Genomic DNA, 24,347 nt, shown 5'->3' with positions numbered 1-24,347 from the left:
GATTTGCGCCACGCTCAATCCCAGAGCGGTTTTCGGGCGCTGCGATACGCCCCCGGCCCCACGCCATACACCTGCTTGAACTGCCGACCCAGATGACTCTGATCGGCAAACCCCAATTTCGGCGCCGTTTGCCAGAAGCGGATCGACTCGCCCTGATCGACGTCCATCGGCTACTCGCGCCCCACGGCGGCCAGCCACTGCGGAATGCGTCGTTCCAGGTAATAACCCGGTTGCCTGAACGAGCCATCGACGAAGCCGACATGCCCGCCCCTGGTCTGTAATTCCAGTTGCGTGCAGGCCGACAATTCGTCGGCTTGCGGCAGGCTGTGGGGGAAGACGAAGGGATCGTCGGCCGCCTGAATGATCAGGGTCGGTGTGCGAATCTCCCCAAGGAAATAACGGCTCGACGCGCGGCGGTAATAATCCTCGGCATCGATAAAACCATTCAATGGCGCTGTGACCCGGCCATCGAAATCCCAGAAGGTGCGCATGTTTTCCAGCGAACCCAGTGCTGCCAACGCCGCAAGGCCCTCTTCGCGTCCGTCGTGCTGGAACTGGCGCTGTTTGTTCTTGATGTAGGCGAGCATCTCGCGCATGAAATGCGCCTGATAAACCCTGGAAAAGCCCTGTCCGATACGGTCCGCGCACTGGTCGAGGCGAAACGGCACCGACACCGCGACCGCGCCGGCCACGCCGCTGTCACTGCCGGATTCACCCAAGTGCTTGAGCAAGACATTGCCGCCCAAGGAATAACCCACCACGTACAGCGGCGCTAATGGACGTTTGGCCCGCAGGTGCCTGATGGTTTCGGCGAGGTCTTCGCTGGCGCCGGAATGGTAGCTGCGCGCCAACAGATTAGGTTCGCCCGAACAGCCGCGCCAGTTCAACGCGACACTGGCCCAGTCTTGGGCGGCGAGGGCCTTTTGCACGCCGGCCACATACGGTGAATTCGAGGAGCCGGTCAGCCCGTGCAACACCAGCACCAACGGTGCAGTCGCGCTGTGTGGGCCGTGCCAGTCGAGGTCGAGAAAGTCGCCGTCTTCGAGCCACAAGCGTTCGCGCTCGCGTTCGATGTGCGTGGTTTTGCGCCAAAGCGGTCCCCACAAGGTTTGCAAGTGCGGATTGCCCAGGCCCAAGGCGGGGGTGAAGCGGTCTGGCGGATGGGACACGATTGCTCTCGATGCAGCGGTGCGCAACGGGTGCGCACCTTTTCAGGCCGGTCGATTAACCGGCGATCTCTGCCATACGTTGCCACAACGCGTAGTAGACCCGCCCGGATTTCTGTTCCCGGTGCAGGCGCCAGTTGCCTGGCAAACCGAGGGACGACGGCGCGTTTTCGCTTTCAGTGTAGATCCAGGCCTCGTCGGCCAGCCACTGACGCTCTTCCAGCAGCGTGCAGACGCCCGGCAGCAGGTTCTGGTTGAACGGCGGGTCGAGGAACACCAGGTCGTAGGCCGTGGCGGTCTGGGTTTCCAGATAGCGCAGGGCGTCGGCGGTCTGAATCTGGCCGGTGGTGCAGCGCAGTGTGCCCAGATGTTCCTTGATGCTGGCGACCGCGATGTTGCTCGCGTCCAGCGCCTGGCCCATGGCCGCGCCACGGGACAGGGCTTCGAGGAACAGTGCGCCGCTGCCGGCGAACGGGTCCAGCACCTTGGCGCCCGCGACATACGGCGCGAGCCAGTTGAACAGGGTTTCACGCACCCGGTCCGGCGTCGGGCGCAGGCCCGGGGCGTCGGGGAAGCTCAGCTTTCGGCTGCCCCATTCGCCGCCGATGATGCGCAGTTGATTCACGCCGTTATGGACGTTGTGAACAGGTTTTTTAGGACGCGTGGCCATTAATGCTCCGGAACCCCGAGCGGCTGCTCGGCAGGTTTATCAGATGGGGCCGGTAACGGCTTTTGTGGCACGGTCGGGCCAGCGCTGACGATGACCATTTTGTCCGTGCTCAAGTGTTTGTTCAGTGCGGTCTTGACCTGGTCGACGGTCAGGCTCTGGGACTCACGCATGAAGTCATCCAGATAATTGAGCGGCAGGTTGTAGAAACCCATGGCGCCCAACTGGCCGACGATATCGGCGTTGCTGGCGGTGGACAGCGGGAAGCTGCCGGCCAGTTCACGCTTGGCGTCATCGAGTTCTTTCTGTGTCGGGCCGGTTTTAAGGTAGTCGGCCAGCACGTCCTGCACCAGTTTCAGCGTGCCTTCGCTCATCTCGGCGCGGGTCTGCAGGTTGATCATGAACGGGCCGCGCGCCTGCATCGGGGTGAAGCCCGAGTACACGCCGTACGCCAGTCCGCGTTTTTCGCGCACTTCGCTCATCAGACGGGTGCCGAAACCACCGCCGCCGAGGATCTGGTTGCCCAAGGACAGGGCGGCGTAGTCCGGATCGTCACGGTCGATGCCCAGTTGCGCGAGCATCAGGTTGGTTTGCTTGGACGGAAACTCGATGTGGCCGACGCTGGCTTTCGGTTCTTGCGGCTGCGCGATCTTCGCCAGTGCCGGGCCTTTGGGCAGTGCGCTGGAGACTTGCGCGGCAATCGCTTCGGCCTCGGCGCGGGACAAGTCACCGACCAGCGCAATCACTACGTTGCCGGCGGCGTAGGCTTTCTCGTGGAAAGCTTTGAGCTGCGCCAGAGTGATCGCCGGAACGGTTTTCGCCGTGCCATCGCTGGAGTGCGCGTAAGGGTGATCGCCGTACAAACGGTTCATCAGCTCCAGGCTCGCCAGTTTGCCGGGGTTCTGTTTCTGGTATTCGAAACCGGCGAGCATCTGGTTCTTGATGCGCGCGAAGGAATCGGCAGGGAAGGTCGGTTTGCCGATCACTTCAGAGAACAGCTTCAGGGCCGGTTCGCGTTTGTCCTTGGCACTGAGGCTGCGCAAGGAAGCCAGCGCCATGTCCTTGAACGCGCCGTTGCCGAAGTCAGCGCCCAGGCCTTCGAAGCCCTGAGCGATGGCGCCGACATCTTTGCCGGCCACACCTTCGTTGAGCATCGCGTTGGTCAGCACGGCCAGGCCCGGCGCAGTACCGTCCTGGCTGCTGCCGGCGGCGAAGATCAGGCGCATGTCGAACATCGGCAGCTCACGCGCTTCGACGAACATCACCTTGGCGCCTTCGGCGGTATTCCAGGTCTGTACGTCGAGCGTGCGGTGGCTTGGCGCCTTGCCGTCGAGTTCGGTCAGCGATTGGAGCTTCTGGCTGGACTTGGCTTTGTCCAGGGCCTCGCTGGCTTTGGAATCTTCACTTCTCGACAAATAAAACGCTGCGGAGCCGATCAGGGCGACGGCGATCAGGCCGATCAGGGCCAGGCGTGGTTTTTTGCGCTCACTCATGAGTCGTCTCCAGTGGCAGGACATGGGCGACGCTGAGACGTTCGCGGGTGAAATACAGCTTGGCGGCGTTCTGGATGTCTTGCGGGGTTACGCTTTCCAGGTCGCTGAGTTCGGTATCCATCAGTTTCCACGACAGGCCGACGGTTTCCAGTTGGCCGATGGACGTGGCCTGGCTGGTGATCGAATCGCGCTCATAGACCAGACCGGCAATTACCTGGGCCCGCACACGCTCGAGTTCTTCAGCGGACGGCGCGGTGGTTTTCAGCTGTTCAAGCAGCTTCCACAGACCGGCTTCGGCCTGGGCCATGGTTTTCTTTTTCTGCGTGTTCGGCGTGGCCGACAAGGTGAACAGGCTGTCGCCGCGGGTGTAGGCGTCGTAGCTCGACGAACCGCCGGACACCAGCTCTTCGCCGCGTTCCAGTTGCGCCGGTATGCGGCCGCTGTAGCCGCCATCGAGCAGGGCCGAGATCAGGCGCAAGGCGTTCACCGAACGTTTGTCTTCGGCGGTGGCGATGCTGGGCACGTTGAAGCCCAGCATCAGGCTCGGCAATTGGGTTTGCACGTGCAGGGTAATCAGGCGCTCGCCGGGCTCGGCCAGTTCCAACGGGATTTTCGCCGGGGGCACGTCACGCTTGGCGATCGGGCCGAAGTAACGTTGGGCCAGGGCCTTGACCTCGTCCGGGGTCACGTCACCGACCACCACCAACGTGGCGTTGTTCGGCACGTACCAGGATTGGTACCAGTGGCGCAGCTCTTCGACTTTCATGCGGTCCAGGTCCGCCATCCAGCCGATGGTCGGCGTGTGGTAACCGCTGGCCGGGTAAGCCATCGCCTTGAAGCGTTCGTAGGCCTTGGACATCGGCTTGTCGTCGGTGCGCAGGCGACGTTCTTCTTTAATGACTTCGATCTCGCGGGTGAACTCGTCAGCCGGCAGGCGCAGGCTGGCCATGCGGTCGGCTTCCAGTTCGAAGGCCACGCCCAGGCGGTCGCGGGCCAGCACTTGGTAATAGGCGGTGAAATCGTCGCTGGTGAACGCGTTCTCTTCGGCGCCGAGGTCACGCAGGATCAGCGAGGCTTCGCCGGGGCCGACTTTCTCGCTGCCCTTGAACATCATGTGTTCCAGCGCATGGGAAAGACCGGTCTGGCCCGGTGTTTCGTAGCTGGAGCCGACCTTGTACCAGACCTGGGACACCACCACCGGCGCCCGATGGTCTTCGCGCACGATAACTTTCAAGCCGTTATCGAGGGTGAATTCGTGGGTGGGTTGTGGATCGGCAGCCAAGGCTGACAGTGGCAGACAAACTGTGCTGAGCAGCAGGCCTGCAGCGCGGCGGGCTAGAGCATTCATTCGTTTTTTAAACCTGTTGGGCTGCCCGCTTGGTCTTAGCGTCAGCGGGCGAGAGGGTGCTAGGATAACGGTCCGTTTTACTGGCGGCCACGCCTATCAGGCCTTTGATCGGTCTGCAGGTTGTTTGGGTTTGCGGCGCAAGCTACGAGTTTGACAGCTAAACTCTGCGTTTTCGCCGACGATGCCGTTCCAGTCCTTCGTATTAGTCGACCTTTGGGGTGCGATTTGCACCTCGACAAATTGTTGCGCGTGAACAAGCTGGATCAATCGCAGTCTGTTCTGCATCGAATATTTATTTGCCGAGGCGCCCTTTGGCGCGTCGCTACCGTGAGATAGCCGTCCTCCATGTTTGGTTCCAACGACGACAAGAAAGCCCCAGCTGCGGCTGGCGAGAAGAAAAGCCTGTTCGGATGGCTGCGCAAAAAGCCGCAGGAAACCGTCGTCGAACAGCCACAGCCACTTTCTGAGCCCGCACCGGCGCCGGTAATAGAAGAAGAGCTCGCGCCGATCGTCTTGCCGATCGCCGAGCCGGTGCTGCAATCGGTGGTCGAGCCTGATCACGTTGCCGAAGTCGTAGCGCAACCCACCCTGACCCCGATTGCCGAACCCTGGCTGACACTGCCGGTGGCCGAAGAGCCGGTTGCCCTCGTTGAAGACGAGTTGGCACCGCACGTTACGCCGCCGATTCCAGCCCCGAGCGCGTTTGTGCCTGAGCCCGTGCCTGTGCCTGTGCCTGTTCAGGTTCCGGTGGTCGAGCCGGTTGTAGCGCCAGTGGTTGTGGCCGAGCCTGAACCGGTGGTTGCAGAACCGGTGGTTCCTGCTTCCGTTGCTCCGGTTGCTCCGGTTGCTCCGGTTGCTCCGGTCGCTCCGGTCGCTCCAGCCCCAGCCCCGGTTGCCGCGCCCGTCGAAACGCCCGTCGAACCGCCGCGTACAGAAGAATCCAAAGCCGGCTTCTTCGCCCGCCTCAAGCAAGGCCTGTCCAAGACCAGCGCCAGCATCGGCGAAGGCATGGCCAGCTTGTTTCTGGGCCGGAAGGCCATCGATGACGAACTGCTCGAAGACCTCGAAACCCGCCTGCTGACCGCCGACGTTGGCGTCGAGGCCACGTCGGTGATCATCCAGCGCCTGACCCAAAAGGTCGCGCGCAAGGAGCTGGCCGATTCCGATGCCCTGTACAAATCCCTGCAAGCCGAGCTGGCCGCGATGCTCAAGCCGGTCGAGCAACCGCTGAAAATCACCTCGCAGAACAAGCCGTTCGTGATTCTGGTGGTGGGCGTCAACGGCGCCGGCAAGACCACCACCATTGGCAAACTGGCGAAGAAGCTGCAGCTTGAAGGCAAGAAAGTCATGCTCGCGGCCGGTGATACTTTCCGTGCCGCAGCAGTCGAGCAACTGCAGGTCTGGGGCGAGCGCAACAAGATCCCGGTCATCGCCCAGCACACCGGCGCCGACTCGGCTTCGGTTATCTTCGATGCCGTGCAGGCCGCCAAGGCCCGTGGCATTGATGTGCTGATCGCCGACACCGCCGGTCGTCTGCACACCAAAGACAACTTGATGGAAGAGCTGAAGAAGGTTCGCCGGGTGATCAGCAAGCTCGACGCCGATGCGCCGCACGAAGTGCTGTTGGTGCTCGATGCCGGCACCGGCCAGAACGCCATCAGCCAGGCCAAGCAATTCAACCAGACCGTCGAACTGACCGGCCTGGCGCTGACCAAGCTCGACGGCACCGCCAAGGGTGGGGTGATTTTCGCCCTGGCCAAGCAGTTTGGCCTGCCGATTCGCTACATCGGCGTCGGTGAGGGCATCGACGATTTGCGTACCTTTGAAGCAGAACCCTTTGTCCAGGCACTGTTTGCCGAGCGGGAGCGTTCATGATTCGTTTCGAACAGGTCGGTAAACGCTACCCGAACGGTCACGTCGGCTTGCATGAGCTGAGTTTTCGAGTCCGTCGGGGCGAATTCTTGTTTGTCACCGGCCACTCTGGCGCCGGTAAAAGCACCTTGTTGCGCCTGTTGCTGGCGATGGAACGTCCGACCACCGGCAAATTGCTGCTGGCCGGCCAGGACCTCGCCACCATCAGCAACGCGCAGATTCCTTACCTGCGCCGGCAGATCGGCGTGGTGTTCCAGAATCACCAGCTGCTGTTCGATCGCACGGTGTTCAACAACGTCGCGCTGCCTTTGCAGATCCTGGGTCTGTCGAAGGCCGAGATCGTCAAACGCGTGGATTCGGCCCTGGAGCGCGTGGCGCTCTCGGACAAGACCGATTTGTACCCCGGCGACCTGTCCACCGGTCAGCAACAGCGCGTCGGCATCGCCCGCGCCATCGTTCATCGCCCGGCCTTGCTGCTGGCGGACGAACCGACCGGTAACCTCGACCCGCGTCTGGCCGCCGAAATCATGGGCGTATTCGAAGACATCAATCGCCTGGGCACCAGTGTGCTGATCGCCAGTCACGACCTGGCGCTGATCGCCCGTATGCGTCACCGCATGCTGACCCTGCAACGTGGCCGATTGATCGGCGATGGGGAGGCTGCCGAATGAGTGCGACCCGCAGCCCCAAAGTTTCCGAACGCGTAGCCCCGAAGGCTGCCGATCCGCAACCGCAGAAGAAAAAACGCGACGATGACGACGGCCCGGACTTCGCGACGTTGTTCCGCGCCTGGGTTGAAAGTCACCGCGCGAGTCTACTGGACAGTTTGCGCCGCTTGGGCAAGCAGCCGATTGGCAGCTTCTTCACCTGTATGGTGATGGCCGTTGCGCTGAGTTTGCCGATGGGCCTGTCACTTTTGCTAAATAACGTCGAGCGTCTGGGCGGTTCCTGGCAGCGTGCGGCACAAATTTCCCTGTACCTGCAACTGGAAGCCAGTCCTGAGCAGGGCGAGGCGTTGCGCGAACAGATCAAAGGCATGCCGGGCGTAGCTGATGCGGAATATGTCGGTCGCGACCAGGCGCTGGAGGAGTTTCAGCAGCAGTCCGGTCTGGGCGAAGCGCTCAAGGAGTTGCCGGAAAACCCGCTGCCCGGTGTGGTTCTGGTGACGCCGAATGAAGTCGACAAGCCCGCACTTGAAGCATTAAGACAAAAACTATCCGAGCTGCCGAAGGTACAACAGGCACAACTTGATCTAGTCTGGGTGGAGCGTCTGGCAGCCATCCTCAAGCTGGGCGACCGTTTTGTCTTCGGTCTGACTGTGCTTCTGGTTTCTGCATTACTTTTGGTGATAGGCAATACCATTCGTCTTCATATTGAAAACCGCCGCACAGAGATAGAAGTGATTAAACTCGTCGGCGGCACTGACAGCTATGTGCGCAGGCCCTTTCTATATATGGGCGCGCTGTATGGCTTCGGTGCGGGGATGCTGTCTTGGGGTGTATTGGCGTTTGGCCTGAACTGGCTGAACGACGCGGTGGTTGGGCTGGCCGGTCTGTACGGTAGTGATTTTGCGCTGGCCGGAGTGCCAGTTGCCGACGGTCTGTCTCTCTTGCTTGGCGCGGTGCTGTTGGGGTATATCGGTGCATGGATTGCAGTCGCACGCCACCTGAGGGAGCTTGCGCCTAAGTAGTATCATTTTGCTCGTATTGACCTTTCAGCGTTTTTGGGAACTTGTCTTTCGGTTTCCGGTCAATTTTCGCAGTGCTGAACTGCACGAGTTTGTAAGTGGGAGGTTTTTTCGTATGACCAATTCTTTGCAACCTGCATATGCTCTGGTCCCGGGTGCGAACCTGGAGGCCTATGTGCACACCGTGAACAGCATTCCATTGCTGACGCCGGAGCAGGAGCGTGAACTGGCCGAGAGTCTCTATTATGAGCAGGATTTGGGGGCGGCTCGGCAGATGGTGCTCGCCCACCTGCGTTTTGTCGTACATATCGCCCGTAGCTATTCCGGCTACGGTCTGGCTCAGGCTGACCTGATCCAGGAAGGCAACGTCGGCCTGATGAAGGCCGTGAAGCGCTTCAACCCGGAAATGGGTGTGCGTCTGGTGTCGTTCGCCGTGCACTGGATCAAGGCGGAAATTCACGAGTTCATCCTGCGCAACTGGCGCATTGTGAAAGTCGCGACCACCAAGGCCCAGCGCAAGCTGTTCTTCAATCTGCGCAGCCAGAAGAAACGCTTGGCGTGGCTGAACAACGAGGAAGTCCACCGTGTGGCGGAAAGCCTTGGTGTAGAGCCTCGGGAAGTGCGCGAGATGGAAAGTCGCCTGACCGGCCATGACATGGCCTTCGACCCGGCCGCGGAAGCGGACGACGACAGTGCTTTCCAGTCGCCAGCGAACTATCTGGAAGACCACCGGTACGACCCGGCCCGTCAACTGGAAGACGCTGACTGGAGCGACAACTCCAACCACAACCTGCACGAAGCGCTGGAAGTGCTGGACGACCGCAGCCGTGACATCCTTTATCAGCGCTGGTTGGCTGAAGAGAAAGCCACGCTGCACGACCTGGCGCAGAAGTACAACGTGTCGGCCGAGCGTATTCGTCAGCTTGAGAAGAGCGCGATGAACAAGCTCAAGTTGTCGATCGCGGCATAACCTGCGAATCGGCCATAAAAAACGCCCCGATCATTGATCGGGGCGTTTTTGTTTGTGCCTGGTTTTGTGGTGTTACTGAGCCCAAGGCGCTCGCCGTGAATCATTGAGGCCCAACAGATAGCTGTCACCTCCCAACTGACTCATCTGCTGCCGAATCCACCCGGCCCGTCGTGCGACGTAATGGGTCGGATGGCTTGCGCTCCACACTCGTGGATTTGGCAATACGGCCGCCAGCAAGCTCGATTGCTGACGGCTCAGGCTTTTAGCGCTCACGCCAAAGTGATGCCGTGCGGCAGCCTCGGCGCCAAACACCCCGTCATCCCACTCGACGCTGTTGAGGTACACCTCAAGAATCCGCTGCTTGGGCCAGAACACCTCAATCAATCCGGTGAACCACGCTTCCAGGCCTTTACGCAGCCAACTTCGACCAGACCATAAAAACAGGTTCTTCGAAACCTGCTGACTCAGCGTGCTGGCGCCGCGAATCGAGCCACCCAGTTCGTTATGAGCCAGTGCCGCCTGAATCGCGCCGAAGTCAAAACCCCAGTGCTCCGGGAATTTCTGATCCTCACCGGCAATCACCGCGACTTTCAGGTCGTCGGAGATTTCGTCCCACGGCTTCCAGGTCCGTTGCAGGTCGATCGGCTCGCCGTCGAACCAGGATTCGATCTTGCGCTCGACCATCAGCGCCGTTCCCGGCGGCGGCACCACGCGAAAGATCAGCACCAGCAAGACGCTGCCGCCCGCGAACCAGAGCACGGCCTTTGTGAATCGTCGTAAAAATATACGCAGCATAGAGATGGCTTGGCCGAACCCGTTGAGCGGGCCATTATACAGACCCTGTTGATCGAGTCTGACTGGAGTTCTTCATGCTGCGTGGCTTTTTGATGCTGGCCGCTTTCTTCGGCTTCACAGGCGTTGCCCTCGGTGCGTTCGCCGCGCATGGCCTGAAAAACCGTCTGACCCCCGAATACCTGGCGATTTTCCACACAGGCGTCACCTACCAGCTGGTGCACACTCTGGCGTTGCTGGGCGTGGCGCTGCTGGCCACGCAGATATCCGGGCGTTTGATCACCTGGGCCGGGGCCTCGTTTGCTATCGGTATCCTGCTGTTTTCCGGCAGTCTGTACCTGCTGACCCTGACCGGCGTCAGCAAGCTCGGAATCGTCACACCTTTCGGTGGGTTGGCGTTCCTGATCGGCTGGATGTGCTTGGGTCTCGCCGCCTGGCGCTTGCCACTTACCGCTTGACGCTTGTTGCTGACCTTTAGGTCATGATCGGGCTAGAATGCCAGCCCCTAAAAATGATGGCGGCATTCGGCATGCGCATTCAGTTGAACGGCGAATCCCTTGAACTGCCCGACGGTGAAACCGTTGCGGCCCTGCTGACCCGTCTGGATCTGACCGGACGCCGGGTGGCAGTCGAACTCAATCTGGATATCGTCCCGCGCAGTCAGCATGCCGACACCACGCTGAACGACGGCGACAGCGTCGAAGTCGTTCACGCCATCGGCGGCGGCTAGTCGTCCGGCCCGCAAGGGCACAGAATTCTGCAAGAACCTCACCCCTACAGAGGATTTCCCATGAGCATCGTTCGTAACGACAAGCCCTTCGTCCTGGCCGGTCGTACTTACCAGTCGCGTTTGCTGGTAGGCACCGGCAAGTACCGCGACATGGAAGAAACTCGCCTGGCCATCGAAGCCTCGGGCGCCGAGATTGTCACCTTCGCCGTGCGCCGCACTAACCTCGGCCAGACCCCGGGCGAACCGAACCTGCTCGAAGTCCTGTCGCCGGATCGCTACACCTTCCTGCCGAACACCGCCGGTTGCTTCGACGCTACCGAGGCCGTGCGCACATGCCGCCTGGCCCGTGAGTTGCTCGGCGGCCACAACCTGGTGAAGCTGGAAGTGCTGGCCGACCAGAAAACCCTGTTCCCCAACGTGATCGAAACCCTCAAGGCCGCCGAAGTGCTGGTCAAGGAAGGTTTTGACGTGATGGTCTACACCAGCGATGACCCGATCATCGCCCGTCAACTGGCGGAAATCGGCGTTATCGCGGTGATGCCGCTGGCCGGTCTGATCGGCACGGGCCTGGGGATCTGCAACCCGTACAACCTGCAGATCATCCTCGAAGAAGCCAAGATTCCAGTGTTGGTGGATGCCGGTGTCGGCACCGCTTCCGACGCCACCATCGCCATGGAACTGGGTTGCGAAGCGGTGCTGATGAACTCGGCCATCGCCCACGCCCAGCAGCCGGTCATGATGGCGCAAGCCATGAAACACGCCATCGTTGCAGGTCGCCTGGCCTACCTCGCCGGCCGCATGCCGAAAAAACTCTATGCCAGCGCCTCCTCGCCGCTGGATGGTCTGATCAAGTAAGAGCCATTGATGACTGAATCAAACGAAACGCCTGTCCTGCCGGAAGAAGGCGAAGAGCGCCAACACCGCCGCATCAAGAGCTTTGTGATGCGCGCCGGTCGCATGACCGAAGGCCAGCAAAAAGGTCTGGAGCAGGGCACGCCGCTGTTCGTCCTGCCGTTGGCCGATGCGCCGGTGGACTTCGATCAGGTGTTCGGCCGATCGGCGCCGCGCTCGCTGGAAATCGGTTTTGGCATGGGCCATTCGCTGCTGGAAATGGCCGCGGCCTCGCCGGAACAGGATTTCATTGGCGTGGAAGTTCACCGTCCGGGTGTCGGGGCGCTGCTCAATGGCGTGCTGACGCAGGGCCTGACCAACCTGCGGGTCTACGATTGCGACGCGATCGAGGTGCTCAACCGCTGCATCGCCGACAACAGCCTCGATCGCCTGATGCTGTTTTTCCCGGACCCGTGGCACAAGAGCCGCCATCACAAGCGCCGTATCGTTCAGGCGTCGTTCGCTGAACTGGTGCGCAGCAAGTTGAAGGTCGGCGGTGTGCTGCACATGGCAACCGACTGGGAACCGTACGCCGAGTACATGCTGGAAGTGATGAACGTTGCACCGGGTTATCGCAACCTCGCCGAAGACGGCAAGTGCGTACCGCGCCCGACCGAACGCCCGATCACCAAATTCGAACGCCGCGGCGAACGTCTTGGGCATGGCGTGTGGGACCTGAAGTTCGAAAAACAGTCCTAAAGCCCTACGCAATACCCTATGTGGGAGCGGGCTTGCTCGCGAAGGCGTCGTGTCAGTCGACATAAATGTGTCTGATACACCGCCTTCGCGAGCAAGCCCGCTCCCACATTTGTTGTGTGGTGTGTTCGAAAGTTATCGGCGATCAGCGACTACGCCGATCAGCACCAGCACCACCAACAGCACCGGTGCCAGGCTGTAGTTGTTGAACTGGCTAAGGCCGCGCACGATCCACGGCGTGGCGTAGATCAGCGCTGCGCCGCTGCCGACCATGCACAACAGGGCCATCAGCGGGACGCGCAAGGCGCCGGCGATGCTGCCCAGGCGTTGCTCGACCCAGGTCTTGAAATCCGAACCGAACAGCACCAGCAAGCAGCCCACCAAAGCCAGGGCGATTTCCGACAGGTTACTGCGGCTCCAGCGGGACACGGTGGCGAGCAGGTCGAGTATCAAATCCATTCGTTTTCCCTTAAGGCTGAAATCAGCTCAGAAATGTCTGCAGCAAGTCATTGAGAAACAGCTGTCCGCGCTCGGTGGCCGCCAGACGTGACGGTTCGACCTGCAACAAGCCACTTTGTTCGGCTTCCCGGCGGCCTTCGGCGAGGCTTTCCAGGGTCATCCCGGTGCGTTCCGGGTACAGCCGCGATTCGACGCCCTCGGTCAGGCGCAGCGCGTTCATCAGGAACTCGAACGGCATCTCGTCATTGGTCAGCGCTTTGTCGCCGGCCTTGAAGCTTTTCGCCGGGTTGAGGTAGTCCTTGGGCAGGCGGGTCTTCCAGGTGCGCACGATGCGCCCGTCCGGATGACTCAGCTTGCCGTGGGCACCCGCGCCGATGCCGATGAAGTCGCCGAAGCTCCAGTAATTGAGGTTATGCCGCGCCGGGCGACCCGGTTGCGCGTAAGCCGAGACTTCGTATTGCGCGTAACCGTGTTCGGCGAGCAACGCCTGACCCGCCTCCTGAATGTCCCACAACGTGTCGTCTTCGGGCAGCGTCGGCGGCTGGTTCCAGAACACCGTGTTCGGCTCCAGCGTCAGCTGATACCAGGACAGGTGCGTCGGTTTCAGGGCGATGGCTGTGCGCAGGTCGCTCAGGGCATCTTCCAGCGACTGATCGGGCAAGCCGTGCATCAAGTCCAGGTTGAAGTTATCGAACCCGGCCTGACGCGCCATGCCGGCGGCACGCACCGCTTCGTCACCGTTGTGAATCCGCCCCAGCGCCTTGAGTTTCTCTTCCTGAAAACTCTGGATGCCGATCGACAGGCGATTGATCCCCAGTTTCCGGTACGCCACGAACTTGTCTTGCTCGAACGTCCCCGGATTGGCTTCCAGGGTGATTTCGATGTCGCTGGCAAACGGAATGCGTTGCTCGACGCCTTTGAGCAAACGGCCCAAGGCCTCGGCGCTGAACAGGCTAGGCGTGCCGCCGCCAAAGAAGATCGAGCTCAGCTCACGGCCGTACACCGCGTGCAGGTCCTGATCGAGGTCAGCGAGCAAGGCGTCGACGTACTCTTCTTCTGGCAGCACCGGGCTGGCGGTGTGGGAGTTGAAGTCGCAATAAGGGCATTTACGCACACACCACGGAATGTGGATGTACAGCGCCAGTGGCGGCAGCACTGGCAGTGCCGCCCGTGGCGATTGGGCGTCGCCGCCGTAGATCAGCGGTGACGCGGATGAGTCGTGGGTCATTTCAGTCCCAGACGCTGGCGCAGCAGATCCATTGCACGGGCGCGGTGGCTGATCTGGTTCTTGTCGCTCGGGCTCAGTTCGGCGCTGGAGCAATCGCGCTCCGGGACCCAGAACAGCGGGTCATAGCCGAAACCATGCTCGCCACTGGCCGCCATCAGGATACGCCCGTGCCACAGGCCTTCGCAGAGGATCGGCAACGGATCATCGGCGTGACGCACCAGTGCGAGGACGCAGACGAACTGCGCGCCGCGCTCGGCTTGCGGCACGTCTTTCAACGCGTCGAGCAGTTTGGCGTTGTTCGCCGCATCGCCCTTGCCGTCAGCGTAACGAGCCGAATAGATACCCGGCGCACCGCCGAGGAAATCCACGGCCAGCCCGGAATCGTCAGCCAGCGCCGGCAAACCGGAAATGCGCGCGGCGTTGCGCGCCTTGAGAATGGCGTTCTCGACGAACGACAGGCCGGTTTCTTCAGGCTCGACAGTGCTGAACTCGCCGATCGAGCGCAGTTGCACCGAGTCGCCGAGCATGGCCTGGAGTTCCTTGAGTTTGCCGGCGTTATGGCTGGCCAGTACGAGTTGCGTGAAGTTGATCATTCGCCGGGGAAAAGCTCTTGGTTGAAATTGATGGTGTTGATTTTGTCACCGTTCTGCACCTTGATCTCGAAGGTGCGGATTTCCTGCTGGTCCACCGGGTATTGGGCGATGTAGTAAATCGCACCCTGTTCGGTGATCTGTTTGAAGTTCAACGGCACGGTCTGGCTGGTCAGGTCTTTGACCGAGCCGGACACCGAAGCCACCAGCGGCTTGCCGTCCTTGATCACGGAGACATTGATCACGCCCTGATTCTTGCTGCGAACCAGTTCCGCCGCTTTGGCGATGTCCGGGGTCAGGTACGTGGAGTTGAAGGTGTTGTAGTGCACCGTCGTGTCGCCGAAGGTTTCCTGGCGTTCGCCCTTGATGACGTCAGCGGCCATGGCGGTGACGCTCAGGCAGGCAGTAAGTACAAACAGCGCTAGACGACCCATGTTCGTTCTCCTTGGAATGTCGTGGTTCAGACCGCGACCTTGTGATCCTGCAGCCCGGGGCTGCTGACGCGGTAAATACCGATCTCACCTAACAGATTAGGCCATAGCTTACTGGCCCACCCGTGCCGATGCTGTTGATCCACGGCAAGCCGATCAATGACCTTGGCTTCACGTTCGCGACACAACGCCTCAAAGTCTTCAAAAGTGCAGAAGTGGATGTTCGGCGTGTTGTACCAGGTGTACGGCAGAAACTCGGAAACCGGCATCCGCCCCTTGCTTGCCAGGTACCAGCGGCAACGCCAGTGACCGAAGTTGGGGAAGGTGATGATGCACTGGCGACCGACCCGCAGCATTTCGTCGAGGATTTTGTCCGGGTAATGCACGGCTTGCAGCGCCTGGGTCATGACCACGATGTCGAAGCTGTTGCTGGCAAAGTTGCCCAGGCCCTTGTCCAGGTCCTGCTCGATGACGTTGATGCCCTTGGCCACGCACTCGGCGATGTTGTCCGGGTCGTTTTCCAGGCCATAACCGGTGACTTGCTTATGGTCGCGCAGCCAGGTCAGCAGTTCGCCATCACCGCAGCCAAGGTCGAGCACGCGGCTGCCGGCGGGGATCCATTCCTGGATGATTTCCAGATCAGCTCTCATGGCTTTCTCACAACGTAATGCGGTTCATGTAATTGCTGAAGGCCTGCAAGTAACGCGGGATCGGAATCAGGAAGGCGTCGTGGCCTTGCGGAGCATCGATCTCGAGGTAGCAGACGTCTTTCTTGGCCGCCATCAGCGCGTCCACCAGTTCCCGCGAGCGGGCAGGGGAGAAGCGCCAGTCAGTGGTGAAGGACATCACGCAGAACTTGGCCTGGGCGTTGGCGAAGGTTTTCGCCAGGTCGTCGTCGAAGTTCGCTGCCGGGTCGAAGTAGTCCAGCGCCTTGGTCATCAGCAAATAGGTGTTGGCGTCGAACCGCCCGGAGAACTCCTCGCCCTGATAACGCAGGTAGCTTTCGACCTGGAACTCGACGCTGTGGAAGTCGTAGTTGAGCTTCTCACTCTTGAGGCCGCGGCCGAATTTCTCGCCCATGGAGTCGTCGGACAGGTAGGTGATGTGCCCGACCATCCGCGCCAGCATCAAGCCGCGCTTGGGGATCACGCCCGCTTCCTGGAACGAACCGCCGTGGAATTCGGGGTCGGTGAGGATGGCCTGGCGTGCCACTTCGTTGAAGGCGATGTTCTGTGCCGAGAGCTTGGGCGCCGAGGCGATGGCCAGGCAGTGGCGAATGCGTTCCGGGTAGGTGATGCTCCATTGCATCGCCTGCATGCCGCCGAGGCTGCCGCCAATCACCGCCGCCCATTGGCTGATGCCGATACGGTCGGCCAGACGCGCCTGGCTGTGCACCCAGTCTTCCACGGTCAGCACCGGGAAATCGGCGCCGAAGGGCTTGCCGGTTTCCGGGTTGATGCTGCTCGGGCCGGTTGAACCGTTGCAACCGCCGAGGTTGTTCAGGCTGACGACGAAGAATTTGCTGGTGTCGATCGGCTTGCCGGGACCGATGCAGCTGTCCCACCAACCGGGTTTACGGTCGTCGGCGCTGTGAAAACCGGCAGCATGATGGTGACCGGACAACGCATGGCAAATCAGCACGGCGTTGCTCGCCGTGGCGTTCAGCGTGCCGTAGGTTTCGTAGATCAGGTCATAGGCTGGAAGCGAACGCCCGCAGGCCAGGGCCAGGGGTTCGCTGAAGTGCGCCACTTGCGGCGTCACCAGACCAACAGAATCGGGGGGAAAGGCAGTTGGCATCGACCCTGCTCTCGTTGAAATGAGGCGTAAGTCTAAAGACCGGGGGGGTTAGCGGCAAGCAAAGGGCTGAGCTGATTTTCCCTGTCAGACCGAGGCGCGGCCATCGCGGGCAAGCCACGCTCCCACAATGGAATGCGATCCCCTGTGGGAGCCGGGCTTGCCCGCGATGAACGATGACGCGGTCATCCTGCCGGACGCACCAGATCAGGCAACTCCGGCAGCTTCTTTGGCGAACAAATTCGCACCCGTTTCTGCCGGTTCAACTCGCCGCTGATCAAACTGACCTGGCTCTTGGACACCCCAAATGCCTTGGCCAGAAACGCCATCAGATACGCATTGGCCTTGCCTTCAACCGGCGGCGCGGTCAGGCGAATTTTCAGGCGATCGCCGTGCAGCCCGCAGAAATCATCACTGCGGGCCGCCGGTTGCAGGTGACACTCCAGAATCAGGTCGTCACCTTCCCAGCGAAAGTAGCTCATCAGATCAGGCCGAGCAGCCCCTGCGGCATGAAGGCAAAGTAGGCCAGGCGCGGGATCAGCCAGCTTTGCAGCAGCTGGATCACGATGAAGGCGAAGATCGGCGAAATATCCAGACCGCCAAGGTTCGGGATGATCTTACGGAACGGTGCGAGGACCGGCTCAGTAATCTGCGCGACCAGCTCGGCGCCCGGATTGTGGCTGCCCGGGGCGACCCAGGACAGGATCACGCTGATGATCATGGCGTAGAACAGAATGTTCAAAAACAGCGAGAACAGCGCGATCAGGGCCCATGGCACCAACAGCAGCCAGTCGACCATGAAGCCTTTGAGCGCCAGGATGACGGCGATCAGCAGCATCTGGATGATCAGCGCCAGCACCAGCGACGACATGTCGAGCCCGAACATGCTCGGGATCACCCGACGCAGCGGCTTGAGCAACGGCTGAGTGGCTTTGACGATGAACTGGCAGAGCGGGTTGTAGAAGTTCGCCCGAACCAGTTGCAGGATGAAACGCATCAGTACGATCAGCAGGTACAGGCTGCCAAGGGTTTTAATGATGAAAATGGCAGCGTCATTGAGTCCGAGCATCGTTGATTCCTTTGTAAGAGCTGATTAGCGACCGAGTTGCTCAGCCATCTCGGCCGAGCGATGCGCGGCGGCGCCGAGTGCTGTTTCGACCAGAGCTTCGAAGCCCCCGGCCTGGAATGACTTGATCGCAGCTTCCGTGGTGCCCGCAGGCGACGTTACACGACGACGCAGTTCGGCGGCATCGACATCGCTGGCAACCGCCATGTGCGCGGCGCCCAGCGCAGTTTGCAGGGTCAGTTGCGCGGCAATGTCTGCCGGCAGGCCAAGTTTCACGCCGGCGGCGGTCATCGCTTCGATAAGCAGGAAGAAATACGCCGGGCCAGAACCGGAAACGGCGGTGACCGCGTCCAGCTGCTGTTCCTCGTTCAGCCACAGGGCGATGCCCACGGCCGAGAGCAGTTGTTGCGCTTGCTGGCGTTGATCGGCGTTCACTTCGGCGGTGGCATACAAACCGCTCACGCCCTGACGCAGCAGCGCCGGAGTGTTGGGCATGCAGCGCACGATTGGTTGGGCGCCGAGCCAGTTGTTCATGCTGGCGCAGGTGATGCCAGCGGCAATCGACACCACCAGTTGATTCGGCTTGAGGCTCGGGCGAATCGCTTCGCACACGGTTTTCATCGCTTGGGGTTTGACCGCCAGTACGATGACGTCGGCATCCCGGGTGGCGTCGGCGTTGTCGGCGAAGACTTCGATGCCGTGTTCGGCAGCCACCTTGGCGCGGGTTTCAGCACCCGGATCGCTGGCGCGGATTTGCGAGGCGTCCAGACCTTTGGCGCGCAGGCCACCGATCAGGCTGGCGGCCATGTTGCCGGCACCGATAAAGGCAATACGGGTTTTGCTCATGTCAGGTCCTTAAAAAAGAAAGTGGTCAAGGCTGGCTGTAGTCGCGGGCGCCGAACAGGGCCGTGCCGATACGGACCCAGGTAGCGCCTTGGGCGATGGCCGACTCGAGGTCATGGCTCATGCCCATGGAAAGTGTGTCGAGTGGCAGGTTCAGGCTGGCTTGCAGGCTTTGTACGGCAGCAAAAGCGGCATCCTGTTCGGCACGATCATCCGTCGGCTCGGGAATCGCCATCAACCCGCGCAGATGAAGGCGCGGCAATTCGCTGATGGCCTTGACCAGGGCCGGCAGGTCGGCCGGGGTGCAGCCGGATTTGCTGGCTTCACCGCTGACGTTGACCTGGATGCAGATGTTCAAGGGCGGCAGATCGGCAGGGCGTTGTTCGGACAGACGTTGTGCGATTTTCAATCGATCCACGGAATGCACCCAGGCGAAGTGCTCGGCGATAGCGCGAGTCTTGTTCGATTGAATGGGGCCGATGAAGTGCCAGATCAAGGGCAGGTCGGCCAGTTCGAGCTGTTTGCCCAAGGCCTCCTGCAGGTAGTTCTCGCCAAAGTCGCGCAGGCCGGCGGCATACGCTTCGCGCAGGGCTTGGGCGGGTTTGGTCTTGCTCACGGCCAGTAGCTGAACGCTGTGCTCATCGCGCTGGGCAGCCAGGGCGGCGGCACGGATGCGTGAACTAACCTGAGCAATGTTGTCTGCTATCGTGGACATTCAATGTGCGCCAGCGGTCTGAAGGTTCGCGGCATTCTACTGGAATTGAGGGGCGCTATGGATATCACTGAACTGCTGGCTTTCAGCGCTAAACAGGGCGCATCCGACCTGCACTTGTCCGCCGGCCTGCCACCGATGATCCGTGTCGACGGCGATGTGCGACGCATCAACCTGCCGGCCCTGGACCATAAACAGGTGCAGGCGCTGATCTACGACATCATGAACGACACCCAGCGGGTGGACTTCGAGAAACACCTGGAAACCGATTTTTCTTTTGAAGTACCTGGCGTGGCGCGCTTCCGGGTAAACGCCTTTAACCAGAACCGTGGCGCAGGCGCCGTGTTCCGGACCATTCCGTCGAAGGTCCTGAGCATGGACGACCTCGGCATGGGCGAGGTGTTTCGCAAAATCACCGACGCGCCGCGTGGGCTGGTGCTGGTGACGGGGCCGACCGGCTCTGGCAAGTCCACCACGTTGGCGGCGATGATCGATTACCTGAACAACCATCGCCATCACCACATTCTCACCATCGAAGACCCGATCGAGTTCGTCCACGAATCGCGCAAATGCCTGATCAACCAGCGCGAAGTGCATCGCGATACGCGCAGTTTCGCCACGGCCTTGCGTTCGGCGCTGCGGGAAGACCCGGACGTGATCCTGGTGGGGGAGATGCGGGATCTGGAGACCATCCGCCTGGCGCTGACCGCCGCCGAGACCGGGCATCTGGTGTTCGGCACGCTGCACACCACCTCAGCGGCGAAAACCATCGACCGGGTGGTGGATGTGTTTCCGGGGGATGAGAAGTCGATGGTGCGTTCGATGCTGTCCGAGTCGTTGCTGGCGGTGGTGTCGCAGTCGCTGGTGAAGAAGATCGGTGGCGGGCGGATTGCGGCGCACGAGATCATGCTCGGCACGTCGGCGATCCGTAACCTGATCCGCGAAGACAAGGTTGCGCAGATGTACTCGTCGATTCAGACCGGCGGGAACCTGGGGATGCAGACGCTGGATATGTGCTTGAAGGACTTGGTGACCAAGGGCTTGATCAGCCGCGAGCATGCGCGGGAGAAGGCGCGGTCGCCGGATAACTTTTGAGGTGCGGTGTTCTCACGGGCCCCTTCGCGAGCAGGCTCGCTCCCACAGGATTGATGCAGTCCATGTGGGAGCGAGCCTGCTCGCGAAAGGGTCATCATGCACAAAAAAAATCCCGGGACAGGCCCGGGATTTTCGGATCAGCGCTGTACGACGCGCATCTGATTCGGTTCTTTCGGCAGAACCCGCTTGGCAACCACGTAGTGGCTTTCCCAGTACGGCTTCTTCAGCGTGTCGATGGTCACCGACTTGCCACGACGTGGAGCGTGGATGAAGCGGTCGTTGCCCAGGTAGATGGCAACGTGATTGACCCGACGGCTCTTGATGTTGAAGAAAATCAGGTCGCCCGGCTTCAAATCGCTGCGATCGACTTTCTCGCCGTGACCGCTGGCCATGGCGTTAGAAGTGCGCGGCAGGTCAAACGTGGCGTCGTTAAACGCATATTTCACCAGGCCGCTGCAGTCGAACCCTTTACTTGGGCTGCTGCCGCCCCAACGGTAAGGCGTACCGAGGACGTTTACAGCGCGGCTCAGCACGTTGCTGCTGGTCTTGCTCGCCATCGGCGGAACAAGCTTGCTGTTGTCACTCAGCTGGGCCGAGTGTTTTGCATTTTGTTTGTTTTTGCTCGAAGGAGCAGAAACGTGGGATTTTGGGGTGTAACCATTAACGTTTGGAAGACGTTGCTCACGATTGGTGGCGTGGGCGGCCAGTGGCATCAAAAGGCAAATGGTTAGCCATGTCTTGAAAAATGGACGCATTAGGCAGGGCTCGAATAGGTGAACGCGCAACTTTATAACAGCTTTTTTTGCCCTTCCGAGGCCGTTGGTCGATTCAACCTGGTGGTCAATGGAACCAAACAAGCGGCAAATGGACGCAATTGTCGGACAGAAGTCAGGTGCTATAAGGCTTTGACGGACATCACGGTACCATTTGCCATACGTCGGCAACCTGTAAAAAAGTCACAAAGATTTAAAGAATATTTATCTATCGTGTGAATCGAGGTGCTCCATGAACAGCTATCAACAGTCCGCCGCGCATCAAGATACGCACAGCAAAGTGATCGGTTATCTGCTGTGGATTTTCGGTTTTACCGGCGCTCACCGCTTCTATTACGGCAAGCCGGTGACCGGGACGATCTGGTTCTTCACCTTTGGCTTGTTGGGAATCGGCTGGCTGATCGACCTGTTTCTGATCCCGGCAATGGACCGTGAAGCGGACCTTCGGTTCACCGCGGGGCCGATCGAATACAACGTGGCGTGGATTCTGCTGACGTTTCTAGGGGTGTTCGGCGTACACCGGATGTATCAGGGGAAGTGGATCAGCGGATTGCTGTACCTGGTGACGGGCGGGTTGTTCTTTGTCGGGGTGCTGTATGACTTCTGGACGCTGAATGACCAGGTTTCGGTGCGTAACGCGCAGAACAGAGGCGCTTTCCAGTAAGCCTTCGCGAGCAAGCCCGCTCCCACATTTGATCTGTGTCGTTTACAAATCTAGTGTGGGAGCGGGCTTGCTCGCGAAGGCAGGCAACCCGGTATTACGCCTGGTGGCTAATCCGCCCATCCACCAAGGTGTAGCGCACCACGCTCGGCAGGCTATGCCCAATGAACGGGCAGTTCTCACCCTTGGACAGCCAGGTTTCGCCCGCCACGGTCGACGCCGCAGGGTCGAACAGCACGATATCCGCTGGCCCACCCACCGCCAGCTTACCGGCCGGCAAACGCAGCGCCTCGGCAGGCCCGGCACTCAAGCGCGCCAACAACGTCGGCAGGTCCAGCAAACCATCCTCCACCAGCGTCATCGCCAGCGGCAGCAGCAATTCAACACTGCTGATGCCCGGCTCCGTCGCGCCGAACGGCGCCAGTTTGGCATCCCGTTCATGCGGTTGGTGATGGCTGGAGATGGCCGAGATCACCCCCGATTTCACAGCCGCACGCAGGCCGTCGCGGTCGGCGCGGGTGCGCAGCGGCGGCTGGACGTGGTAGAGGCTGCTGAAGTCAATCAAAGCTTCATCGGTCAGGATTAGCTGATACAACGCCACATCGGCGGTCACCGGCAGTCCACGGGCCTGGGCCTGAGCGATCAGGGCCACGCCGCGAGCGCTGGTGAGCTGGCTGAAGTGCGCGCGTACGCCGCTTTGCTCGACCAGCAACAGGTCACGGGCCAGGGCCACGGTTTCAGCGGTTTCCGGAATGCCCGGCAAACCGAGGAAACTGGCGGTCGGGCCTTCATGGGCCAGACCACCTTCGGCCAGGTCGTGGTCCTGCGAGTTGAAAATCACCGTCAGGTCGAACGTCGCTGCGTATTCCAGTGCCCGGCACAGGGTGCGGGTGTTGCGGAAACTGTCCAGGCCGTTGCCGAAGGCTACGCAACCGGCATCGCGCAGGGCAACGAGCTCGGCCAGCTGTTCGCCGTCGAGGCCTTTGCTCAGAGCGCCGATCGGGAAGACCTTGGCGTTGCCGGCTTCACGGGCGCGGTCGAGGATCAGTTCGGCCACGGCCGAGGTGTCCAGCACCGGTTTGGTTTTCGGCGGGCAGCACAGGCTGGTCACGCCGCCGGCGGCTGCGGCGCGGGTTTCGCTGATGATCGAGCCTTTGCGGCTGTAGCCCGGCTCGCGCAGGGCGACGTTCAGGTCAACCAGCCCGGGAGCGGCCACCAGGCCTTGGGCATCGAGGGTGTCGACCGCGACAAAACCGGCTGGCGCGGCGCCGAGGGCGACGATCTTGCAGGCTTCAATGTGGATATCAGTCACTTTATCCAGGCCAGAGGCCGGATCAATCACGCGTGCGCCGAGAATGCTGAGCTTCACTGGGCGTTCTCCTGCTCGAATTGGCGCTGGGCTGTTTGCCCGCTCATGGCCATGGACAGCACGGCCATACGAATCGCAATACCGTAGGTGACCTGGTTGAGGATCACCGAGTGCGGACCGTCGGCCACCGCCGACTCAATCTCCACCCCGCGGTTGATCGGCCCAGGGTGCATGACGATGCAATCGGGTTTGGCCCCGGCCAGGCGCGCGGTGGTCAGGCCGAACAGGCGGTAGAACTCGCCCTCGCTCGGCAACAGGCCACCGGCCATGCGCTCGCGTTGCAGGCGCAGCATGATCACCACGTCGACGTCTTTCAGGCCTTCGGTCATGTCGGTGTAGACCTTCACGCCGTATTGCTCGACGCCGATCGGCAGCAGGGTTTTCGGTGCGATCACGCGGATGTCCGGGCAACCGAGGGTTTTCAGCGCCAGCATGTTCGAACGTGCCACCCGCGAGTGCAGGATGTCGCCGACGATGGCCACCGAGAGGTTTTCGAAGCCGCCCTTGTGACGACGGATCGTCAGCATGTCGAGCATGCCCTGCGTCGGGTGCGCGTGCCGGCCGTCGCCGCCGTTGATGATCGCCACTTGCGGGCACACATGTTCGGCGATGAAGTGCGCGGCGCCGGAGTCACCGTGACGCACGACAAACATGTCGGCGGCCATGGCTTCCAGGTTGCGCAGGGTGTCGAGCAGGGTTTCGCCCTTGCTGGCCGACGAGGTCGACACGTTCAGGGTGATCACGTCCGCCGACAGCCGCTGGGCGGCGAGTTCGAAGGTGGTGCGGGTGCGGGTGGAGTTTTCGAAGAACACGTTGCACACGGTCTTGCCGCGCAGCAACGGGACTTTCTTCACCGCCCGGGCGCCGACTTCGAGGAACGAGTCAGCGGTGTCGAGGATTTCCGTCAGCAGCTCGCGGCGCAAACCGTCGAGCGAGAGGAAGTGGCGCAGCTGGCCCTGATCATTGAGCTGCAGCGGGCGCTTGGTATCTAGAGGCGTCATCGCGAGGGGGACT

Annotated in this window: 28 protein-coding genes and 1 pseudogene; 10 read left to right on the top strand and 19 right to left on the bottom strand. The window is 61.0% G+C overall.

Annotated features, from left to right (window positions below; genetic code table 11):
- Positions 1–14: 14 nt before the first annotated feature.
- The 5 genes and pseudogenes from BK660_RS19970 to BK660_RS19950 form a co-directional block, all read right to left on the bottom strand.
- Positions 15–131, bottom strand: a pseudogene (locus BK660_RS19970) (AraC family transcriptional regulator); the annotation flags it as partial.
- Between the two features lie 39 nt (positions 132–170).
- On the bottom strand, positions 171–1,169 hold the full coding sequence (locus BK660_RS19965) for a hydrolase (RefSeq protein WP_123434747.1): 999 nt from the start codon (positions 1,167–1,169) through the stop codon (positions 171–173).
- A 55-nt stretch (positions 1,170–1,224) separates the two neighbouring features.
- Positions 1,225–1,836 (bottom strand): 16S rRNA (guanine(966)-N(2))-methyltransferase RsmD, encoded by a 612-nt coding sequence (gene rsmD, locus BK660_RS19960; protein ID WP_027926543.1) that lies wholly within the window; start codon positions 1,834–1,836, stop codon positions 1,225–1,227.
- The gene (locus BK660_RS19955; RefSeq protein WP_123434746.1) at positions 1,836–3,326 is read right to left on the bottom strand and encodes a M16 family metallopeptidase; all 1,491 of its coding nucleotides are present in this window, start codon (positions 3,324–3,326) and stop codon (positions 1,836–1,838) included. Before BK660_RS19955 ends, rsmD begins: the two co-directional genes overlap by 1 nt.
- Complete coding sequence (locus tag BK660_RS19950) at positions 3,319–4,674, bottom strand: M16 family metallopeptidase (RefSeq protein ID WP_123434745.1); 1,356 nt, start codon at positions 4,672–4,674, stop codon at positions 3,319–3,321. Before BK660_RS19950 ends, BK660_RS19955 begins: the two co-directional genes overlap by 8 nt.
- 345 nt (positions 4,675–5,019) lie before the next feature.
- Here BK660_RS19950 and ftsY point away from each other — a divergent pair, with 345 nt between their 5' ends.
- From ftsY to rpoH, 4 genes are all read left to right on the top strand, one after another.
- Positions 5,020–6,549, top strand: a complete 1,530-nt coding sequence (gene ftsY / locus BK660_RS19940) for a signal recognition particle-docking protein FtsY (RefSeq protein ID WP_123434744.1) — start codon at positions 5,020–5,022, stop codon at positions 6,547–6,549.
- Entirely contained in the window at positions 6,546–7,217 is a 672-nt protein-coding gene (gene ftsE, locus BK660_RS19935) for a cell division ATP-binding protein FtsE (RefSeq protein ID WP_123434743.1), read from the top strand. The genes ftsY and ftsE overlap by 4 nt, the downstream gene beginning before the upstream one ends.
- Entirely contained in the window at positions 7,214–8,236 is a 1,023-nt protein-coding gene (ftsX, locus tag BK660_RS19930) for a permease-like cell division protein FtsX (protein WP_123434742.1), read from the top strand. The genes ftsE and ftsX overlap by 4 nt, the downstream gene beginning before the upstream one ends.
- A 112-nt stretch (positions 8,237–8,348) precedes the next feature.
- Positions 8,349–9,203: an RNA polymerase sigma factor RpoH gene (rpoH, locus tag BK660_RS19925; protein ID WP_007897890.1), complete on the top strand. Its 855-nt coding sequence runs from the start codon at positions 8,349–8,351 to the stop codon at positions 9,201–9,203.
- 72 nt (positions 9,204–9,275) lie between these two features.
- On the opposite strand, the gene mtgA is transcribed toward rpoH, so the two are convergent.
- Positions 9,276–9,998, bottom strand: coding sequence for a monofunctional biosynthetic peptidoglycan transglycosylase (mtgA, locus tag BK660_RS19920; protein WP_123434741.1), 723 nt, complete (start codon positions 9,996–9,998; stop codon positions 9,276–9,278).
- 74 nt (positions 9,999–10,072) lie between these two features.
- Here mtgA and BK660_RS19915 point away from each other — a divergent pair, with 74 nt between their 5' ends.
- The 4 genes from BK660_RS19915 to trmB all read left to right on the top strand — a co-directional run bounded on the left by BK660_RS19915 (position 10,073) and on the right by trmB (position 12,315).
- Positions 10,073–10,453 carry a DUF423 domain-containing protein gene (locus BK660_RS19915; RefSeq protein ID WP_123434740.1) on the top strand — a complete coding sequence of 127 codons (381 nt, stop codon included), beginning with the start codon at positions 10,073–10,075 and terminating at the stop codon, positions 10,451–10,453.
- Between the two features lie 71 nt (positions 10,454–10,524).
- Entirely contained in the window at positions 10,525–10,725 is a 201-nt protein-coding gene (gene thiS / locus BK660_RS19910; protein WP_054044430.1) for a sulfur carrier protein ThiS, read from the top strand.
- Between the two features lie 60 nt (positions 10,726–10,785).
- A complete protein-coding gene (locus BK660_RS19905; RefSeq protein ID WP_123434739.1) occupies positions 10,786–11,580 on the top strand; it encodes a thiazole synthase in 795 nt (264 codons plus the stop codon).
- 9 nt (positions 11,581–11,589) lie between these two features.
- Complete coding sequence (gene trmB, locus BK660_RS19900) at positions 11,590–12,315, top strand: tRNA (guanosine(46)-N7)-methyltransferase TrmB (RefSeq protein WP_123434738.1); 726 nt, start codon at positions 11,590–11,592, stop codon at positions 12,313–12,315.
- A 132-nt stretch (positions 12,316–12,447) separates the two neighbouring features.
- Here the strand turns inward: trmB and BK660_RS19895 are convergent, their stop codons facing one another.
- The 10 genes from BK660_RS19895 to BK660_RS19850 form a co-directional block, all read right to left on the bottom strand.
- A complete protein-coding gene (locus BK660_RS19895) occupies positions 12,448–12,771 on the bottom strand; it encodes a DUF3392 domain-containing protein (RefSeq protein ID WP_123434737.1) in 324 nt (107 codons plus the stop codon).
- Between the two features lie 22 nt (positions 12,772–12,793).
- Positions 12,794–13,999, bottom strand: a complete 1,206-nt coding sequence (gene hemW, locus BK660_RS19890) for a radical SAM family heme chaperone HemW (RefSeq protein ID WP_123434736.1) — start codon at positions 13,997–13,999, stop codon at positions 12,794–12,796.
- A complete protein-coding gene (rdgB, locus tag BK660_RS19885; protein ID WP_123434735.1) occupies positions 13,996–14,592 on the bottom strand; it encodes an RdgB/HAM1 family non-canonical purine NTP pyrophosphatase in 597 nt (198 codons plus the stop codon). Before rdgB ends, hemW begins: the two co-directional genes overlap by 4 nt.
- Entirely contained in the window at positions 14,589–15,023 is a 435-nt protein-coding gene (locus BK660_RS19880; RefSeq protein WP_123434734.1) for a DUF4426 domain-containing protein, read from the bottom strand. The genes rdgB and BK660_RS19880 overlap by 4 nt, the downstream gene beginning before the upstream one ends.
- 26 nt (positions 15,024–15,049) lie before the next feature.
- Positions 15,050–15,670 (bottom strand): methionine biosynthesis protein MetW, encoded by a 621-nt coding sequence (metW, locus tag BK660_RS19875; protein ID WP_046029734.1) that lies wholly within the window; start codon positions 15,668–15,670, stop codon positions 15,050–15,052.
- A gap of 7 nt (positions 15,671–15,677) precedes the next feature.
- The gene (metX, locus tag BK660_RS19870; protein ID WP_123434733.1) at positions 15,678–16,817 is read right to left on the bottom strand and encodes a homoserine O-succinyltransferase MetX; all 1,140 of its coding nucleotides are present in this window, start codon (positions 16,815–16,817) and stop codon (positions 15,678–15,680) included.
- Between the two features lie 182 nt (positions 16,818–16,999).
- Positions 17,000–17,296 (bottom strand): DUF167 domain-containing protein, encoded by a 297-nt coding sequence (locus BK660_RS19865; protein WP_123434732.1) that lies wholly within the window; start codon positions 17,294–17,296, stop codon positions 17,000–17,002.
- A complete protein-coding gene (locus BK660_RS19860) occupies positions 17,296–17,883 on the bottom strand; it encodes a YggT family protein (protein WP_123434731.1) in 588 nt (195 codons plus the stop codon). The genes BK660_RS19865 and BK660_RS19860 overlap by 1 nt, the downstream gene beginning before the upstream one ends.
- 24 nt (positions 17,884–17,907) lie before the next feature.
- Positions 17,908–18,726 (bottom strand): pyrroline-5-carboxylate reductase, encoded by an 819-nt coding sequence (gene proC / locus BK660_RS19855; RefSeq protein ID WP_123434730.1) that lies wholly within the window; start codon positions 18,724–18,726, stop codon positions 17,908–17,910.
- 25 nt (positions 18,727–18,751) lie between these two features.
- Positions 18,752–19,438 (bottom strand): YggS family pyridoxal phosphate-dependent enzyme, encoded by a 687-nt coding sequence (locus BK660_RS19850; RefSeq protein ID WP_123434729.1) that lies wholly within the window; start codon positions 19,436–19,438, stop codon positions 18,752–18,754.
- Between the two features lie 57 nt (positions 19,439–19,495).
- On the opposite strand from BK660_RS19850, the gene BK660_RS19845 reads away from it, so the two are divergent.
- Positions 19,496–20,530 (top strand): type IV pilus twitching motility protein PilT, encoded by a 1,035-nt coding sequence (locus BK660_RS19845; protein ID WP_123434728.1) that lies wholly within the window; start codon positions 19,496–19,498, stop codon positions 20,528–20,530.
- A 137-nt stretch (positions 20,531–20,667) separates the two neighbouring features.
- On the opposite strand, the gene BK660_RS19840 is transcribed toward BK660_RS19845, so the two are convergent.
- Positions 20,668–21,285, bottom strand: a complete 618-nt coding sequence (locus BK660_RS19840) for a C40 family peptidase (RefSeq protein WP_123434727.1) — start codon at positions 21,283–21,285, stop codon at positions 20,668–20,670.
- A 250-nt stretch (positions 21,286–21,535) separates the two neighbouring features.
- Between BK660_RS19840 and BK660_RS19835 the strand changes: the two genes are divergently transcribed.
- Positions 21,536–21,967 carry an NINE protein gene (locus BK660_RS19835; protein WP_123434726.1) on the top strand — a complete coding sequence of 144 codons (432 nt, stop codon included), beginning with the start codon at positions 21,536–21,538 and terminating at the stop codon, positions 21,965–21,967.
- A 94-nt stretch (positions 21,968–22,061) separates the two neighbouring features.
- On the opposite strand, the gene BK660_RS19830 is transcribed toward BK660_RS19835, so the two are convergent.
- Both BK660_RS19830 and BK660_RS19825 read right to left on the bottom strand, forming a co-directional pair.
- The gene (locus BK660_RS19830; RefSeq protein ID WP_123434725.1) at positions 22,062–23,333 is read right to left on the bottom strand and encodes a dihydroorotase; all 1,272 of its coding nucleotides are present in this window, start codon (positions 23,331–23,333) and stop codon (positions 22,062–22,064) included.
- Positions 23,330–24,334, bottom strand: a complete 1,005-nt coding sequence (locus BK660_RS19825; protein ID WP_123434724.1) for an aspartate carbamoyltransferase catalytic subunit — start codon at positions 24,332–24,334, stop codon at positions 23,330–23,332. The genes BK660_RS19830 and BK660_RS19825 overlap by 4 nt, the downstream gene beginning before the upstream one ends.
- Between the last annotated feature and the right edge of the window lie 13 nt (positions 24,335–24,347).

Origin of the sequence: Pseudomonas brassicacearum (genome assembly GCF_003732265.1) — a bacterium.
GTDB lineage: Bacteria > Pseudomonadota > Gammaproteobacteria > Pseudomonadales > Pseudomonadaceae > Aquipseudomonas > Aquipseudomonas brassicacearum_D.
Note: the sequence above shows the minus strand (reverse complement) of the source record. Positions and strands in the feature narration are given on the sequence as shown.